The sequence below is a fragment of the Neisseria uirgultaei genome (assembly GCF_962719845.1).
Lineage (GTDB): Bacteria > Pseudomonadota > Gammaproteobacteria > Burkholderiales > Neisseriaceae > Neisseria > Neisseria bergeri.
In genome coordinates, this window is sequence record NZ_CAUIYF010000002.1 from 138,749 (window position 1) to 156,026 (window position 17,278).

Consider the following 17,278-nt stretch of genomic DNA (forward strand, 5'->3'; position numbering starts at 1 on the left):
ACTTGTCAGAACGCGAGGCTCTGCGCCAGATTCACGAGGGCGCATCGGGCACGCTAAGATATAAGGGGTATGGATGGGGATATCGGAAATGCAGTTAATAATAAACAAAATTATAAATCAATAGGTTAATCACAAAATGCTTTTGTTTATCGACAATTACGACAGTTTTACTTACAACATCGTCCAGTATTTCGCTGAATTGGGGCAGGAAGTTGCCGTGCGCTGCAACGATGATATTACGTTGGAGGAAATCGAAGCCTTGAATCCGCAATATCTCGTTATCGGACCCGGTCCGTGTTCGCCCAAAGAAGCGGGGATTTCCGTGGCGGCGATGCGCCATTTCGCCGGCAGGCTGCCGATTATGGGTGTGTGCCTCGGGCATCAGACGATAGGCGAGGCGTTCGGCGGCAGGATAGTCCGCGCCAAAACGCTGATGCACGGCAAGGTGTCGCCCGTGTCCCATTCTGGCAAGGGGATGTTTAAGGGTTTGCCCAATCCGGTTACCTGTACGCGTTATCACAGCCTCGTTATCGAACGCGGCACGATGCCCGAATGTTTGGAAGTAACGGCTTGGACGGAAGACGGCGAGATTATGGGCGTGCGCCATAAGGAATATGCCGTCGAGGGCGTGCAGTTCCACCCCGAAGCCCTTTTGACCGAACACGGACATGATATGTTAAACAATTTTTTAGTTGAATTTCAAAACTTCAAACCGCAAAAAATCTGACGTGATGCCGTCTGAAGCCCTTCAGACGGCATTTTCGTCCGAATATTGAACGGAGGACAAAAAATGATTACACCGCAACAGGCTATCGAACGATTAATCAGCAATAATGAGTTGTTTTACGATGAAATGACCGACTTGATGCGTCAGATTATGAGTGGAAAAGTGCCGCCCGAACAAATTGCGGCGATTTTGACAGGATTGCGTATCAAGGTTGAAACCGTTTCCGAAATTACCGCCGCCGCCGCCGTGATGCGCGAGTTTGCGGCAAAAGTGCCGCTGGAGAATGCGGAGGGGCTGGTCGATATCGTCGGTACGGGCGGGGATGGCGCGAAAACCTTTAATATTTCGACGACTTCGATGTTTATTGCCGCAGCGGCAGGCGCGAAGGTTGCCAAACACGGCGGGCGTTCTGTTTCATCTTCCAGCGGCGCGGCGGACGTGGTGGAGCAGATGGGCGCAAACCTCAACCTGACTCCCGAACAGATTGCCCAAAGTATCAGGCAGACCGGCATCGGGTTTATGTTCGCGCCCAATCACCACAGTGCCATGCGCTATGTCGCCCCGGTGCGCCGTTCGCTCGGTTTCCGAAGTATTTTCAATATATTGGGTCCGTTAACCAATCCTGCGGGTGCGCCGAACCAGCTTTTGGGCGTGTTCCATACCGATTTGTGCGGCATTTTGTCGCGGGTCTTGCAACAACTCGGTTCAAAACACGTTTTGGTTGTTTGCGGGGAGGGCGGTTTGGATGAAATTACACTGACGGGCAAAACGCGCGTTGCCGAACTCAAAGACGGAAAAATCAGCGAATACGACATCCTCCCCGAAGATTTCGATATCGAAACCCGCCGCAATTTGGATGAAATCAAAGTTGCCAATACTCAGGAATCTTTGTTGAAAATGAACGAGGTGTTGGACGGGAAAGAAGGGGCTGCGCGCGATATCGTATTGCTCAACACCGCCGCCGCCCTATATGCCGGAAATGTCGCTGCTTCGCTTTCAGACGGCATATCTGCCGCACGGGAAGCGATTGATTCAGGTAGGGCGAAGGCGAAAAAAGAGGAATTTGTCGGGTTTACGCGGCAATTCGCCTAAGCTGGCAGAATGAATATAGAGCAACAAATGCCGTCTGAAAGGCTTCAGACGGCATTTGTGTTTCAGGGTTAAAAGAATGGAGAGGGCAATTTATTTATATAAAAACTTTTGGGGCTGTAAAGGAGTAAAGATTGCAGTTGCAACGTGTGGTAGAGTACGGGTGAAGATGGTAAAACTTATAACAGCGGAGCCTATTCGATTGTGCATAACAAGGATTTTATTGGTAATAGATCGACAATGTGGATACCGCCATTTTTCTTGTTAGGAATAATGGCACTACACAAGGTACATGTAAGGGGTTTTGCTATCCGCATAGCAGTTATTTTGCAGAAGTGCCTGAGCAGTATCAAAGAGATAAAAATGGGAATATTAAAATGGAAAATGGGAAAAACTTTAAAGAAATCAGGTATAAGAAAGGTACAGTTGAATCTGTTATTTCTCAATTGAATCTATAATATATTTTGAGACTGTACTAGAACAGCAGATATGTTACCCTTGAAATATGAAGATAATGTACTGAAAATTAAAGAAAAAATATAGAAAGAACTACTCCGCTTTTTTGTGCTGGAAGTTACCGCCCGATATAAGGCTTCAATAACTGCGCCACTTACCAAAAATCAGAAAAAAGCTTTTCCTGAAATTGAAAGAACGGGAGCAACAGTGGTCGGCAAGGGGAAACCAGGCTATCCAAAGGGGACCAAAATTAAGCCTACTAAAGTTATCATTGAAAGGAAAGGATAATGTCTATTTTGGAAGAGAATGTAATTGATTCAGCCTCTATTGAAAACGGAATACTCATATTAACTATTTCTGATCATTTAAAATGGGATAACGAGCATTTGTTTTTGTTGCAAGAAAAAATAAATTCATATATTCAATATATTGAATCAGGTCAAATTTTTGAAGATTTTGGAGAAAGTAGCTATGAGACTATTGAAATACAGCTTATATATAAATATAAACCAAATGAAAATTATAGAAAATTTTTATATCGCCTAGAAGGTGCTTTATTAAAACTTAAATTACGGTTTTCTCATGGAACTATCTCATATTTTTATAGTTGAAAAGTAAATACTCTCTTTATCACTTCGAGCACAGGCAAGCCATAACTTATATAAACCCTGAAATCAAAAGAAGCAAATCGTAACACGCGGCGTCATATCCCTTAAGTCATACTTATACTGAAATATATAAGCCTGAGGAATTTACGCTATGGTTAAGAAAGTAAATATATTGAATATTGCAGAAATTTTTTATGAGAGTAAAAATAAAATTTAGATATAGTCGTTATCTGTCTGCCGATGGAACAAAATGGATAAGACATGGTTTGTTCTATGTATCTTACGAAAATGGTAATATTGTTTAGGCAAAAAATTATGAAAATTTTTTATTTTAGTTCAAAAAAAATAGAAAATTGTGTAAACATTATCTCATCAAATCTGAATCGAAAACAAGTTCGTGCAATATTTAGTTCTGATGTACAAGAAATTTATAAGTCATCATACTCTCGGGTTCCTATGGATGTTTTTCCCGAATTGAATATCCATTGTTTTTATGATGATAAAAATCAGCTTGAAGCGATAGAGATATTTGAACCAAATAAGTTTTTTTTAGAAGATATTTCTTTTAATTGGCTTGGAAAAATTAATGATGAAATAATAAGCTATCTTTATAAGAGTGGAATTAATGATTTTGAAATTGATGATTTGGGTATTAGGCTTCTTAATATTCCTGTTTCAACTATAATCAATTCAATAGGTAAAGTAGAATGTTGTTATTTAGATTTTTCAAATAGAGACACGAAATTTTATGTAAAACAAGTGTAGATTTGAGGTCAAGATCCAATCTACGCTTACTCCGGTATCAGCGTCTCCATCATCTACGACGAATAAAAAATCCGCCATCTGACCAAGTAAACGCCTACCTTGCCGAAAACCAAAGCCGCGACCACACCTGGAAAAAAAGACGGCATAGCAAGCCGTAGCTCATATGAAACCTAAACTCAATACGTAGGATGTGCGGAATGCACATATGTAGTTCTCAAAGTTTGAGCTAAAAGGCCGTCTGAAACAACAAGAATACGTTTCAGACGGCCTTATATATTTCGCTTATATATTTCGCTTCCGTTAAGGGAGTGTAAAATACATTTAAAACCCCTTGATAAATTCGATTAACCGACATTTGAGAGGGATCTAAAATGTTTTTACAGCAACAAATTGAGTTTCAGCAGCAAGCGAACGCGAAGCGTGCCGCGCTTCCTTGTCTTAATAGTAACAATTGCATTGAGACCGCAAACAGCGGCGAAATCAAGCAGTTGCAAAGTCAGCATGAAAACCGTAAAGCGAACACGCTGAACGAGTTTTCTACTTCTTACAAAAAATCCACTACTGCTCTAGAAATGAACGTTAAAGTGTTCATTGAAGCCTTTGGCCTGAACAAAGTCGGCTTTTTAACCCTGACCTTTGCCGATGACGTAATCGACCCGAAAGAAGCGCAACGCCGTTTCCACAGCTTGAGGACTAACTTTCTCAAACGCCACTTCCCCGAGTACATCGCTGTTTATGAGCGTACAAAAAAAGGTCGTATTCATTTCCATCTAATCGTAAATACCCGTGTCGATATACGGCGTGGCCTGAATTTCCGCGAAATCGCCGCAGGTCGCTACAGCTCTGCCAATCCAGCATTGCGCAAACTGTGGGCATTGCTCCGCGAAAACGTCCACAAATACGGCTTTGGCCGTACTGAACTGCTGCCCGTAAAAACCAACATCAAAGGCTTGGCGCGGTATGTGTCCAAGTACATCAGTAAACACATCAACAGCCGCCTGCCTGAAGACAAGGGCTATCGGCTTGTTCGTACTAGCATGGACAAAAAATGCGTATGGAAAGTAGCAAACAGCAATTTTGCTTTTGTGTCCAAAGGCTCGAAAGAGTGGAGACGCAAGTTAAAAAAATGGGTTGAGCGGGTAGAAAGCTACCTGAACCGCGTAGCAGAGTGGAAATACCGCGCAGCCCTACCCAGAATTACCCAAGATAATTACAACACTGTCTTGGCCTTTGTCCTAAGCCCGAAATGGGCATTTAAAAACCGCGAAATCATCTTAAACATGGAGTAACCAACATGAGTGAAAACCAAACCCCGAAACAAGGCTTTTTTGTAATCGCGTCATTTGACCGCGAATTTGTCAAAGAGCGCAAAAACGCAGACGGCACATACGTCAAAGTCCACTATCTAGGCCTGCTCGTCCGCAGTGAAGATGGCACGCAGCTTTGCGAAGTGCGTACAAAGAACCCTGAAAAATACCAGCATTTCAAGCGCGATCAAGTCGTAACGCTGGAAATCCACCTGCGCGCCTTTAAAGACAACGTCTATTACTCTGACGAACGTTAACGCACAAGCAAAATTCAGGGGTTGGCCGTTTCCCCTGAATCAGACCCCTAAAAACGGCCACAACATTTTTTTAACTCACTTAAAGGAAAAAAATCATGAATATCATGAAACTGAAAACCGCAGCGAGTAAAGCCGCTGCAACCGTAGCAGTAGCCGTAATGTCTGCTCCCGCTTGGGCTGATGGCACACCGTTGGAAGCAGCACAAAACGAAATCGGCAGCCTGAAAACAGGCATTGCAGCCCTGGGCGGCGTGATTCTTGGCGTAGCCGTTGCAATCGTAACCATCGGCGTAATTAAACGCGCAGTATCCAAAGCCTAAGGAAACGACATGGGTTATCAAGTAGGCAGAATATGCTATTTCACAGAAGACGAAGCAGTGAACATCGTGATGACCCAAGTCGTACCGACGATAGATAAAGACGGGGTGTTACATCACCCCGTTTTTAACGGCAGGACTTGGACATACAAACAGCAGGGGCATGAATACCCCGTAAAACCCACATTTCCCCAATGCGACCCAAACGAATACACAAACGCAGGCAGGGAAGTAGGAATAGCCCTGTTGGGCGCGTTTGCCGTCGTTTGGATTATCCGCGTAGTGCTTTCAACCTTGAACATACTGAAAGAAAGAGATGAAGAATAATGCTCCCCGAAATTTTATTTTTAATTGCCGCCGCCCCCTACCTGTTCTGCTGCTGGGCGTTGTCGTTCCTCATGCTCAAGTAAACGCAGACGCGCAACTACCCCCACCTGCACACCACCAAAACGTAGGCTTTCCATCAGCCCAAAAACTCGAGCAAATGGGATACAACAGAGAGACAGGCGTTTGGAAAGTACAAACAAACCCAACAGGCAAACCGACAGTAAGCAGCGGAGGCGGCCAAATCACGGGGACGCAGAACCAGCGTGTAACCGTAACGGACGCGTACGGCAACAAAGCGAACGTGAACACCCAAGTAACGCAGCGCGTTAATATCGGACGTGTTGAAGCTGCTATTGGTGGCACGTTAGCAGGTTTGTCAGCGGCAGGCGGTGCTATTGGTTCTGATTATGCCGCTTGGGCATATAGAGATATTAAAGAAGGAAGCTGGGGCGACGCAGCTAGAAATACAGTTGGCGCATTGTTATCAGGTCTAGAAGCGTTGGATATAACTGGACTTGGTAGCGGGATTAATAATTTTTTAGATAAAACAGGTATTAGAAGCAGTTCTAGCGGTGAACAATTAGGACAAATAGCCGCCCAACAGCAACAAGCCCAAGAGCAAGCACAAAAATCAGGAGACTTCAGAGGAGCAGTAGGCTACGCCGTAGCAGCCAAAGCCGCAAAAGTAGCCGGAGAAGTAGCGAGAGCTGAAAAATTCGAAAAAGAGAAACTCAAGCCCAAAAATGAAAACGGCAAAGTCTTAAAACCCTTTCTAATTAGTTTTCAAGAAACAGGTTACAGATACGCAGCAAACGGAAACGGCGGTGAATTACTTGAACCAGAGGTTAAATGGGTGACTGCGTATTTAGAAAATGATGGGGGTCGTTATATTTATGGATTTTCGTATAGTCAAAAAGACTGGGGCGAAAGCGTAGATCTTAATATTGAGGGTTTTAAAACAAGTTACAAATTTAAGCACAAAGATACTCCAAGACATATATCGAACGGTGTTTATAGTGGTTATTATGATATTTCCTTAGTGGTAAAAGCTTACCCAACAAATTCCAGTGGCATAAAAATAGTACCTGACCCGAATCCCAAAGATTTCCAACTAACCCAACAGGAAATTTTAGACATTCTCAAGAGCATGCTTGAGAACCAACAAACCAACCATAACGAACTAATGAACCAGCTCGCCAAAATGGGCAACGTCGTACCCGATTCGACAACATCGACCGAGTTCACACCGGCAACGGCTATTACTGACCCTTATACTCCGTCAGGCTCAAATACACCACAGCAGACCCAAATCACGATAAACAAAGACGGCAGCGTAACAACAAGCGTTATTCCCCGTTCCGACCTCGTGCCGAACAGCCCACAAGCCCCAACGCGAATCCCGTTGATACCAAACAACCCAAGCACACCTATCACACCCGATGATCCGACCGTGCCAAACAAGCCCAAAGAAGACCAACCACCGCAGGAAAACACAGCCTATGAAGACCCCAACATACCCACCCAAACCGTAGATTTAGACTTTAAACCAGCCGATATATTTTCAGTTGACGGCGTATGCCCCGAACCTAGAAGCGTAGATTTCGGCATGTTCGGACAACATGAATTTTCATATGACCCCCTATGCGATTTTGCCCGAAAACTAAGACCGATTTTGATACTTATCACAATCGTATCCTGCTCCTTTTTCGTTTATTCATCACTGAAAGACTAAAATGAATATTGGGAACATCATAACCGCGGTACTGATGACCGTAGCAGGCAGACTAATCGCCGCGTTTGGTCTGTCATTTGTAACCTACGTAGGCCTAAACGAAGTACAGAGCCGTATAGTTGCGGCCATTGCCGAAAACCTGAACAGCATACCGAAAGAAGCCTTACAAATTGCCTATATCGCAGGTTTGGGCGTAGTGCTTAACTGGATAATCGGCGCATTTGCCTTTGTCATTTCAACAAAAAGCCTGACGAAGCTTGCCGCAGGCATATCAAAAAAATAGAGAGATTAAGCCATGTTATATCTGTTCACAGGCGTACCCGGTTCGGGCAAAACCTTGAACGTTGTTTCAATGTTAGCCAAACGTCCCGACCTCAAAAACCGCCCCTTGTTTATAGACGGGATTCCAGATTTACAAATCCCACACGAACCAATCCCCGAGGGAGAAAGCATCCAAACGTGGCCGAAGTGGGCGCCGACAGGCGCAATCATCGTTGTTGACGAATGTCAGCGCATCTTTAGGCCGCGCCCGAGTGGCTCGAAAGTACCCGACTACGTTTCAGAACTAGAAACCCATCGCCATCGCGGCCTAGATTTCTTCTTCATAACCCAACACCCCCGATTAATTGATGCCAACCTAAGAAGCCTGATAGAGCATCACACCCACGTAAGCAAGACCGAACTAGGCGTAAGGCGTAAACTAGAATGGAGTACGGGCGGCGCGAAGAACCCAGAAAGCAGGGCAGACGTAAGAGACGCACTCAAAAGCGTGTACAAGCTGGATAAAAGCGTGTACGGCCTATACAAATCAGCCGAAGAACACACCAAAATCAAAACAGGCCGCAGCAAAGTCTTTTACCTGATTCCTGTCATACTTTTGATGATAATCGGTGGCCTTTGGGGCTTTTATGACTTTTGGGGAGACTTCAAAAAAATCACACCGAACCCCACGGCGCAGCAGGAAGTTGCCGCGCCAGCGGCAAGCCCCGAAACGGACGGCACGGTGGGGGCGCAAGCCCAAAACGGGACGCACGGGACGGGGCAATACCCCGAAGCGCAGACAACGCCCGAGCCGCCGCAGCATCGGAAACACCTGACTGAAGACGATTACAAGCCCGCCATAGACGGGCAACCCCACACCGCCCCGATATATGACCAATACAACAAAGCAGTAAAAACCATGCCCTATCCAGTCGCTTGCGTCAAAAACGCAAACCGCTGTACATGCTACACAGACCAAGGAACAGCGATAAAAGGTTTCAGTAAAACCCAATGTTTTGAGTTCGTAGAGAACGGCATATACAATCCGTATAAAGCAGCGGCGGCCACACCGACACCGACGGCAGCGGCAGAGCCGAAAGAGAGCGGCGGCTAAGTGCTGACGATGGGCGGAGAGAGTCCGCAAAATCTTATGTATGACGGGTATAATGAAAAAAAGTTAAGTAATCAAGGTGCAAAAGTAGGGATATGAATTGTTTATTATCATTCTTTCTGGGTATTGTTGTAGCGACGACATATGAACGTAAAGGTTGGAAAGGCTTAATTGGCATGCGATGGCCTTTTAAAATAGTCCTTTTATTAATTGTAACGCTTGGAATATTTCTACTAACCCAAAACCTCTAATTCCCCCGCCCACTTTCCCACAAGTCAAGGGGAGGATGTCCAGAAAGATTTGTAAAGACAGCTTTATCGTCTTTATAAATCTTTTTGGATACCCCTTGACGCTAACCCACCCAAAAACGCTTTAAAGAAAGGTTGGTGCGGTTTTTTGCGCCAACCCCTGCCACATGGCGAATGTCGCCGAAGGCAAGCAAACGATAAGCTTCAAGCCCTGAATGAGTAAATCAGCCCATTGAGGGCTTGGCGTTTGACGAAACACCAAGTAAAGCCCACGACTTCGAAAGTACGGCCAAAGCGTACAGCTTGTAAGAAAGATAGAAGCGTGGGCTTTCGTACATCTTAAGTTTGAACACTATCTAGGGCAAAAAGCCCGAATTAATAAGGTTAAACCATGTACTTAGGAATAGACGTTTCAAAGCTCACAATAGATTGTTGTTTGATTGCAGACGGTCAAAATCATCAAAAGAAGTTTCAGAACAACAAAGGAGGATTTGAACAATTAATAAATTGGCTACAAAGTCATAAAGTAACCGATAAGCTCCATTGCGTGTGCGAAGCAACAGGCACATATTACGAAGCATTAGCCGAATATCTTTATTTACGATACACAATTACCGTAGAGAATCCACGAAAGATAAAAGGATATGCGATAGCAGAACTACAACGATCAAAAACAGATACACAAGACGCAAAGTTGATAGCCCAATATTGCCAAGACCGAAAGCACAAATTAAAAGCATGGAAACCACCGGCAAAAGAACAGAAGCAATTACAGGAAATCGCCCGATATTTAGACTATCTGAAACAGCAACGCGCAATAGAAAAAGCCAAACAACACGAAGCACCCGACTATATCAAATCCCACATTCAAACAACTATTTCAAATCTGACAGCACAAATACAGATAGTCAAAAAGCAATTACTCCAGTTCTACAAAGACAATCCAAGTTACAACAACCTTCGCAAAAGGCTGAAAACAATAACAGGCATAGGCGAGCAAGCGACAGCCGTATTGCTATCAACCTATAAAAGACATGATTTTAAAAATGCAAAACAGTTCACGGTTTATCTAGGCCTAGACCCTAGAAAATATCAATCAGGAACAAGCGTAAACGGAAAAAGCAGAATATCAAAAATCGGAAGTTCGGAAATACGGAAAAGCCTTTATATGCCTGCACTTGTTGCATATCGTTGTAATGCCTTCCCTGAATTTGTAGGCCGTCTGAAAAACAAGGGAAAACATATAAAGCTGATATTAATCGCCATAATGCGGAAACTGGCGGTAATAGCGTTTACGCTGTTGAAGAACGGCCAAGATTTCCAAGTGGAAAGATATAAATAGATTTAACGCGGCCAAAATCCTGGTAAATTTTCAATTTATTGAAAATAGAACATAAATTAAAACATCAAATCCATTCAAAACAAAACAAACACCCCGAACAAGTCGGGGTGCGGATACTTGCAACGTCAAGAAATGTAAGTTTATTTGACTGTGCAATACACTATCTTTCTTTTAACAAATCGTCACAGCAATCAGACAAAAGCAACCTACATCACCTTATAAATTGAAACTGTCCAATCAATCGTAGTTCGGCAAATATGTCGAAGCCCTCAAGCGCGAAGTCGAAAAACGCAAAGGCAGAAAAATCAGCAGCCAAGAAGCGGCAATGAGAATCCGCAGGCAGATACTGCGTTGGGTGGACAAAGGTTCCCAAGACGGCTATACCGACCAAAGCGTCATATCCCTTATCGGAATGAAAGGCGAAGACAAAGCCTTGGGTTATACTTGGGACTACCGCAACTACGGCACAAGAAATCCGCAAGCCTACAACGATCCGAAGCTGTTTGAGGAATACCGCCGACAGGACAAACCCGAATACCGCAACCTGACCTGGCTGCACAGCGGGACGAAAGACACCAAAATCAGGCAGAAAGAGCGGAAAAACGAAGAGTTTGCACTGAACGTTGCCGAAGGACTGACGAGCCTTGTCAACCCCAATCCGAGGATAAAAGTCCCGATTCTTGCAGGCATCCGCAACCTGAAAAACATCAAGCCGACCGTTACCGGCAGCGATCCCTTATTGGCGGGTGCGGGGAATATCCGTATCCCTGCAAACGGTAATGTTGCGAAGGGGGGCAGGATTCCGGATACGGCATTGGCGTCGAAGAGTCATCAAAAGAATGATTTGGGAGCATCTAAAGGGCAGGTGGGTAGGTCTTCTGTACCTGTACCTGAAACTGTAGAAATTAAGTTTGATAATAAAGTTGTTACTTATAAATCGAACTCAAAACACACTCCAGGTGGCTCAGGTTGGAATCCAAAAGCCGGAAAAGAACCGAAGAATTCACTTGACTTATTTATAAAGTCTAAACCAATACCATCATCTCCAACAGTTCGATTTTCAAAAGACGAATATGGAAATATTCATCGATTTTCAGGGGATCATAATAATCAATGGCACTGGAATGGAAGTACAGGTGATGCCAATAATCCATTAAAATTAAACAATAAGGTTAAGTTTGATTTAAGAAATTTAGGTTGGAAAGAAAAGGTTTTAAAATGATTTTTGGAAATAAACTAGATTTTTTCGTACAAACAGACATATTAATTAGAGATGGAGATTATTGCATGGGTCCCCTTGTATTTTGGATTGATGATAAAGCATATCCGGGGGAAGGGGCTGTGTTAACGTTAAACAGTGAAATAATGACTTTAAAAAATAATTTAGATAAGGCGTTATGTAAAAAGTTTCCTGGAAGTAATCTTTCATTGCATAATATTGATTTTGAGAGAGAAGAGGAAAGTGAAGAAAATATCATGTATTGTTATCTTTCGGAGCTGGGGGATTATGGTTTAAGAATGATGTGTGAGATTGTAGAGGATAAATTTAGGCTGTTTTACTCTCTGCATGAAGGGTCTTTTAAGCTGAAGGAAATTTCTTTACAGTATTATAGGAATATAATAGTTGAGTTATTCAAATTTATTTCAGTTCAATCAGCAAACCATAGCCCATATGAAACCTAAACTCAACAAGTAGCATATGTGCGGAACGCATGTATGCGCTTCTCAAGGTTTGAGCTAAGAGCGGTCTGAAAACCGTGAACCCGTTTCAGATGGCCTTTATTTAACGTTACCGAGCCAGCGGGTTACAAAGTGCAGTCAATGCCGCTGCGCCCTATGCCTCCGAAGCCATAGGCAAGACATTTGGACACGGTGAAAACAAAAACGAAATCGTCCAAACTGTCGGACACTTCCTTTTAATAGCTTGGATTTTAAGTAAATGCCGTCTGAAAAGTTTCAGACGGCATCGGTTTTTAAAAAGGTTTACGCGCCGTAAACGGGGTATTTGTCGCAGAGGGCGGTAATCTGTTTGCGGACGTTTTCCAGATTCGCTTCGTCGTCGGGATTTGCCAATACGTCGGCAACCAAGTTCGCCAATACGCGCGCGTCGGCTTCGTTGAATCCGCGCGTGGTCATCGCAGCGGAGCCGATGCGGATGCCGGAGGTAACAAACGGTTTTTCCGGATCGTTCGGAATGGCGTTTTTGTTGACAGTGATGTGCGCTTTGCCCAAAGCGGCTTCGGCGGCTTTGCCGGTGATTTTCATCGGTTGCAGGTCAACGAGGAAAACGTGGCTTTCAGTACGGCCGGAAACGATGCGCAAACCGCGTTTAACCAATTCTTCCGCCATGGCGGCAGCATTGATTTTCACTTGTTTTGCGTATTGTTTGAACTCAGGTTGCAATGCTTCTTTAAACGCTACGGCTTTGGCAGCGATAACGTGCATCAACGGACCGCCTTGCAGGCTCGGGAAGATGGCGGAGTTTAACGCTTTTTCGTGCGTGTTGTCGCGGCACAGAATCACGCCGCCGCGCGGACCGCGCAGGGTTTTGTGGGTGGTGGTGGTTACGAAGTCGCAGAACGGCACAGGGTTGGGATATTCGCCACCGGCAACCAGTCCGGCGTAGTGCGCCATATCGACAAAGAGATATGCGCCGACTTTATCGGCGATTTCGCGGAATTTTGCCCAGTCGATTTGCAACGCGTAGGCAGACGCACCGGCCACAATCATTTTGGGTTTGTGTTCAAGAGCCAAGCGTTCGACTTCGGCATAATCGAGGACTTCGTTTTCATCCAAGCCGTAAGTAACGGCATTGTAGAGTTTGCCGGAAATATTAACGCTCGCGCCGTGGGTCAGGTGTCCGCCGTGCGCCAGAGACATACCCAAAATGGTGTCGCCCGGTTTTAAAACGGAAGCATATACGGCTTGGTTGGCTTGGGAACCGGAGTGGGGTTGGACGTTGGCGTATTGCGCGCCGAACAGTTTTTTGACGCGGTCGATTGCCAATTGTTCGACAATATCGACGTATTCGCAGCCACCGTAGTAGCGTTTGCCGGGGTAGCCTTCGGCGTATTTGTTGGTCAGCTGGGAACCTTGCGCTTCCATCACGGCGCAGCTGACGTAGTTTTCAGAGGCAATCAGCTCGACGTGGTCTTGCTGGCGTTGGTCTTCTTGGGCAATGGCGGCCGCCAGTTCGGGATCATATTGGGTGATGGTTACGCTTTTTGAAAACATCTCTTGATTCCTTTGTGTGGTCAGGGTTAATTATTGAAAATTTATGCGTAAAGCGGAGGATTGTCAACGATTTTGTCGGACGGTGGGGCGGTTTTCTGCGGGCGGTGTTGCCGTGTGTAACAAAACACTGGATAAAAATATTATCTTTGTTATAATTAATGTAAAGATTCAGTTTGACTTTTTAACCGTAAACCAAGAGAGGAAAGCGATATGTTCCCAGAATACCGTGATTTGATTTCCAAATTGAAACAGGAAGATTCCCACTTCGCCCGTCTGTTCGACGAACACAACGAGCTGGACGATAAAATTACCGGTCTGGTCAACAATCCGGTTACCAGCGGCGCGGAAAACATCGATGAGCTGAAAAAAGCCAAATTGAAACTGAAAGACGAGTTGTACGCCATTCTGCAAAAAGCAGCGGGCAAATAATTCGGGTTTGAGTTTTTGAAATGCCGTCTGAAATGTTTTCAGACGGCATTTTTTCCGTTCGGAAAGGCGGTTTTCTATCTTTTTAAGGCTGTGTACGAAATATCGGCGGCAGCGTCGGATGCGCGCTGCCGCCCTTCTTTATCGGTCAGGCAGCCTGTTTATTTTGAATGCAGGCGGTCGAGGTAATCCACTTCTTCGCGGCTGCCCATAATGACGGCGACGCGCTGGTGCAGGCTTTCGGGCTGTATGTCGAGCATGGTCTGATATGCGTTGCTTGCCGATGCGCCCGCCTGTTCGAGTATCAGGCTCATAGGGTTGGCTTCGTACATCAGGCGCAGTTTGCCGGGTTTGGACGGGTCGCGTTTGTCTTGCGGATACATGAACACGCCGCCGCGCATCAGGATGCGGTGGATTTCGGCAACCATACTGGCTACCCAGCGCATATTGTAGTTTTTGCCGCGCGTGCCGGTTTCGCCTGCCAAGAGCTCGTCTATGTATTGTTGGATGGGGGGCAGCCAGTGGCGGCGGTTGGACATATTGATGGCAAATTCTTTGGTACTTTCGGGTACTTTCGGGTTTTCTTTGGTCAGCACAAATTCGTTTTCGGCATTGAGCGTGAACATATACACGCCGTGCCCAAGTGTGAATACGAGCTGGGTTTGAGGCCCGTAAAGAACGTAACCGGCGGCAAGCTGCTGTCTGCCCGTTTGAAGGAATGATTCGGTTGCCAATGCGCCTTCGGGTTTTTCAAGGATGGAGAAAATCGTACCGACGGAAATGTTGACATCAATATTGGACGATCCGTCTAAAGGGTCGAATAGGACGAGATAGCGTCCGTTTTCACCGGCACTCACGAAAGTGTCTTCTTCCTCGCTTGCCAAACCGGCAACGGCAGGGTTGGCTTTGAGTGTGTCAATCATAATGTTGTTGGCGATAACGTCTAATTTTTTCTGGTCTTCGCCCTGAATATTGCCCGTGCCCGCCATACCCAATACGCCGGCCAGTGCGCCGAGGCGGACTTTGGCGTTGATTTCGGTGCAGGCGGAAACGACAGACAGTAAAACGCCGCCGAGTGATTCGGGCAGCTGGTTTTGTTGCAGGTGTTCGGGGAGGAATCGGGTCAGTGTGTCCATAGTTTGCTCGTTTCGGAAAGGTTTGTGCCGTTTGAAAGGCGGCAGGTTATTGCGGCGTATTCCTTTGGCGCGTTCCGCCAAATATTGTGTGGGATTGTAGTGGAAAAAAACGGCGCGGGGCAAGTCGGAACGCGGCAGGCGGATGAGGGGATATTTATTCTTATAGTGGATTAAATTTAAACCAGTACAGCGTTGCCTCGCCTTGCCGTACTATTTGTACTGTCTGCGGCTTCGTCGCCTTGTCCTGATTTTTGTTAATCCACTATAAAAGTGCTGACTGCCGGTATATCGTCCGGTTTTGTTTGTTTGACGGGAGATGCCGTCTGAAGGGTTTCAGACGGCATCGGGGTCAGCGGATTTTGCTGTCCAACAGGTAGCGCGCGCCTTCGTCTTGCGCCAGCAGCCGCGTCAGGGTGGGGAGGTTTGCCGCCAATTGTTCCGCCAACAGATAGGGCGGATTGATGACGAACATTCCGCTGCCGTGCATACCGAAACCGTCGGCTTTCGGCGCGTGGACGTGCAGTTCAGCGTGAAGGTAGTTGTCGGGAACGAGTTTTTTCAATTCTTCCGGCAGCTTGCGGCTTTCTTCGCGGCTGAGGCAGGGATACCAGATGAGATAACAGCCGGACTCAAAACGTTTTAAAGCGGCTTTCAGCGTTTCCGTTACACGCGGGTAGTCCTGTTTTTCCTCGTAAGGCGGGTCGATGAGGACGGCGGCGCGGCGCGGTGGGGGCGGCAGCAGGGAAATCAGCCCTTTGTAACCGTCTTCGTGCAACACTTGTCCGCGTTTGCTCAATCCTGCTTCGTCCATATTGTTTTGCAGATGGACAAAATCGGCGGGGTGCAGCTCGAACAGGCGCAATTTGTCGCCGACGCGGGTCAGCGATTGTGCCAGCCACGGAGAACCGCAGTAAAGTTCGGGCGAGGGTAGGATTTTTTGTATGTGCGCGGCAAAGTCAGAGAGTTCGGCAGGCAGGTCTTGCGCCTGTCGGAGCAGGGCGATGCCTTGCCGGTATTCGCCGACTTTCTGCGCCTCGCTGCCTTCGAGATTGTACAAACCTGCGCCGCCGTGCGTATCGATGTACCAGTAGGGCTTGTCTTTTTTGTTGAAATATTGCAGCACTAAAAACAAGGTAAAGTGTTTGAGCATATCGGCGTGGTTGCCGGCGTGGAATGCGTGTCTGTAACTGAGCATGGTATGAAAGCCGTTTGTGCGGAAATGCCGTCTGAACGCGGGAATATGGTTTCAGACGGCATGACGTAATGGAAAACAAATGCCGAATCAGCGTTTTTCGCCGATTTTGCCTTCTTTGCCTTTAAGCAGGTTGCTGATATTGCTTTTGTGGCGGAACAACACCAGCAGGGCGATAAGGAGCGTCGCCCAAACCCAAGAAGGGTGGGGCATAAAAAACAGCGCGGCAAGGGGGGCGGTGATTGTGGCGGTTAATGCGGCAAGGGAGGACACCTTGAAGCCGAATGCCATCACAAGCCAAATCAACGCGCAGACCAAGGCAGTTGCGGGAGAGAGTGCCAGAAGCACGCCCAATGCCGTTGCCACGCCTTTGCCGCCCTTAAATCCGAAAAACACCGGCCACATATGCCCGACCAGCGCGGCGAGTGCGACGGCAGCGATTGCGCTGTCGGATAAACCGAGCGGTTCTTGAAGCATACGCGCGAGGAGAACGGCAACCAAACCTTTGGCGGCATCGCCCAAGAGCGTCAGTGCTGCCGCTTTTTTTTTGCCGCTGCGTAAAACATTGGTCGCGCCGGGATTGCCCGATCCGTAGGTGCGCGGGTCGTCCATGCCGTAATATTTGGAAACGATGACGGCAAAAGAAAGTGAGCCGATCAGATAGGAAACGGCAACAGCCGGTATGTTGAACATTTGCGGTACTTTACTTAGAATGGTGCGGTTATTTTAGCAAAAAATGGGGC

At 46.3% G+C, this 17,278-nt stretch carries 18 protein-coding genes and 2 pseudogenes; 16 read left to right on the top strand and 4 right to left on the bottom strand.

All coding sequences use genetic code 11. The features are described 5' to 3' along the window. Positions 1 to 136: 136 nt before the first annotated feature. The 15 genes and pseudogenes from Q9J32_RS01855 (at position 137) to Q9J32_RS01925 (ending at position 12,230) form a co-directional block, all read left to right on the top strand. Entirely contained in the window at positions 137 to 727 is a 591-nt protein-coding gene (locus Q9J32_RS01855) for an aminodeoxychorismate/anthranilate synthase component II (protein WP_301885427.1), read from the top strand. A 63-nt stretch (positions 728 to 790) separates the two neighbouring features. Further along, positions 791 to 1,819, top strand: a complete 1,029-nt coding sequence (trpD, locus tag Q9J32_RS01860; protein WP_301885426.1) for an anthranilate phosphoribosyltransferase — start codon at positions 791 to 793, stop codon at positions 1,817 to 1,819. Between the two features lie 159 nt (positions 1,820 to 1,978). Then, positions 1,979 to 2,274, top strand: a pseudogene (locus Q9J32_RS01865) (hypothetical protein); the annotation flags it as partial. A gap of 285 nt (positions 2,275 to 2,559) precedes the next feature. Then, the gene (locus tag Q9J32_RS01870; protein WP_002222093.1) at positions 2,560 to 2,883 is read left to right on the top strand and encodes a DUF6572 domain-containing protein; all 324 of its coding nucleotides are present in this window, start codon (positions 2,560 to 2,562) and stop codon (positions 2,881 to 2,883) included. 453 nt (positions 2,884 to 3,336) lie between these two features. Continuing rightward, positions 3,337 to 3,645 (top strand): hypothetical protein, encoded by a 309-nt coding sequence (locus Q9J32_RS01875; RefSeq protein WP_002222091.1) that lies wholly within the window; start codon positions 3,337 to 3,339, stop codon positions 3,643 to 3,645. A gap of 371 nt (positions 3,646 to 4,016) precedes the next feature. Beyond that, positions 4,017 to 4,934 carry a rolling circle replication-associated protein gene (locus Q9J32_RS01880; RefSeq protein WP_301885424.1) on the top strand — a complete coding sequence of 306 codons (918 nt, stop codon included), beginning with the start codon at positions 4,017 to 4,019 and terminating at the stop codon, positions 4,932 to 4,934. 5 nt (positions 4,935 to 4,939) lie between these two features. Then, positions 4,940 to 5,209 (top strand): hypothetical protein, encoded by a 270-nt coding sequence (locus Q9J32_RS01885; protein WP_301885423.1) that lies wholly within the window; start codon positions 4,940 to 4,942, stop codon positions 5,207 to 5,209. A 95-nt stretch (positions 5,210 to 5,304) separates the two neighbouring features. Beyond that, positions 5,305 to 5,529, top strand: coding sequence for a major capsid protein (locus Q9J32_RS01890; protein WP_301885422.1), 225 nt, complete (start codon positions 5,305 to 5,307; stop codon positions 5,527 to 5,529). Positions 5,530 to 5,538: 9 nt separating this feature from the next. Continuing rightward, positions 5,539 to 5,853: a hypothetical protein gene (locus Q9J32_RS01895; protein ID WP_301885421.1), complete on the top strand. Its 315-nt coding sequence runs from the start codon at positions 5,539 to 5,541 to the stop codon at positions 5,851 to 5,853. Beyond that, positions 5,843 to 7,585, top strand: a complete 1,743-nt coding sequence (locus tag Q9J32_RS01900) for a virulence factor TspB C-terminal domain-related protein (protein WP_301885420.1) — start codon at positions 5,843 to 5,845, stop codon at positions 7,583 to 7,585. Before Q9J32_RS01895 ends, Q9J32_RS01900 begins: the two co-directional genes overlap by 11 nt. A 1-nt stretch (position 7,586) precedes the next feature. Beyond that, entirely contained in the window at positions 7,587 to 7,868 is a 282-nt protein-coding gene (locus Q9J32_RS01905) for a DUF2523 family protein (RefSeq protein WP_118802023.1), read from the top strand. A gap of 12 nt (positions 7,869 to 7,880) precedes the next feature. Further along, positions 7,881 to 8,960 carry a zonular occludens toxin family protein gene (locus Q9J32_RS01910; protein ID WP_301885419.1) on the top strand — a complete coding sequence of 360 codons (1,080 nt, stop codon included), beginning with the start codon at positions 7,881 to 7,883 and terminating at the stop codon, positions 8,958 to 8,960. 636 nt (positions 8,961 to 9,596) lie between these two features. Next, entirely contained in the window at positions 9,597 to 10,547 is a 951-nt protein-coding gene (locus Q9J32_RS01915; RefSeq protein ID WP_301885418.1) for an IS110 family RNA-guided transposase, read from the top strand. Between the two features lie 253 nt (positions 10,548 to 10,800). Further along, positions 10,801 to 11,769, top strand: a pseudogene (locus Q9J32_RS01920) (two-partner secretion domain-containing protein); the annotation flags it as partial. Further along, entirely contained in the window at positions 11,745 to 12,230 is a 486-nt protein-coding gene (locus Q9J32_RS01925) for an immunity 42 family protein (RefSeq protein WP_304666728.1), read from the top strand. The pseudogene Q9J32_RS01920 and the gene Q9J32_RS01925, both read left to right, overlap by 25 nt. Before the next feature lie 300 nt (positions 12,231 to 12,530). Here the strand turns inward: Q9J32_RS01925 and glyA are convergent, their stop codons facing one another. Further along, positions 12,531 to 13,781, bottom strand: a complete 1,251-nt coding sequence (gene glyA / locus Q9J32_RS01930) for a serine hydroxymethyltransferase (protein WP_301885415.1) — start codon at positions 13,779 to 13,781, stop codon at positions 12,531 to 12,533. Positions 13,782 to 13,991: 210 nt separating this feature from the next. Between glyA and Q9J32_RS01935 the strand changes: the two genes are divergently transcribed. After that, positions 13,992 to 14,210 carry an HP1242/YdcH family protein gene (locus Q9J32_RS01935; RefSeq protein ID WP_003754814.1) on the top strand — a complete coding sequence of 73 codons (219 nt, stop codon included), beginning with the start codon at positions 13,992 to 13,994 and terminating at the stop codon, positions 14,208 to 14,210. 158 nt (positions 14,211 to 14,368) lie between these two features. Here Q9J32_RS01935 and Q9J32_RS01940 read toward each other — a convergent pair whose 3' ends face one another. The 3 genes from Q9J32_RS01940 to plsY form a co-directional block, all read right to left on the bottom strand. Continuing rightward, positions 14,369 to 15,343, bottom strand: a complete 975-nt coding sequence (locus tag Q9J32_RS01940) for a class 1 fructose-bisphosphatase (RefSeq protein WP_118820176.1) — start codon at positions 15,341 to 15,343, stop codon at positions 14,369 to 14,371. A gap of 349 nt (positions 15,344 to 15,692) precedes the next feature. Beyond that, complete coding sequence (locus tag Q9J32_RS01945) at positions 15,693 to 16,538, bottom strand: 23S rRNA (adenine(2030)-N(6))-methyltransferase RlmJ (RefSeq protein WP_301885414.1); 846 nt, start codon at positions 16,536 to 16,538, stop codon at positions 15,693 to 15,695. A gap of 87 nt (positions 16,539 to 16,625) precedes the next feature. Next, positions 16,626 to 17,228 (bottom strand): glycerol-3-phosphate 1-O-acyltransferase PlsY, encoded by a 603-nt coding sequence (plsY, locus tag Q9J32_RS01950; RefSeq protein WP_301885413.1) that lies wholly within the window; start codon positions 17,226 to 17,228, stop codon positions 16,626 to 16,628. Between the last annotated feature and the right edge of the window lie 50 nt (positions 17,229 to 17,278).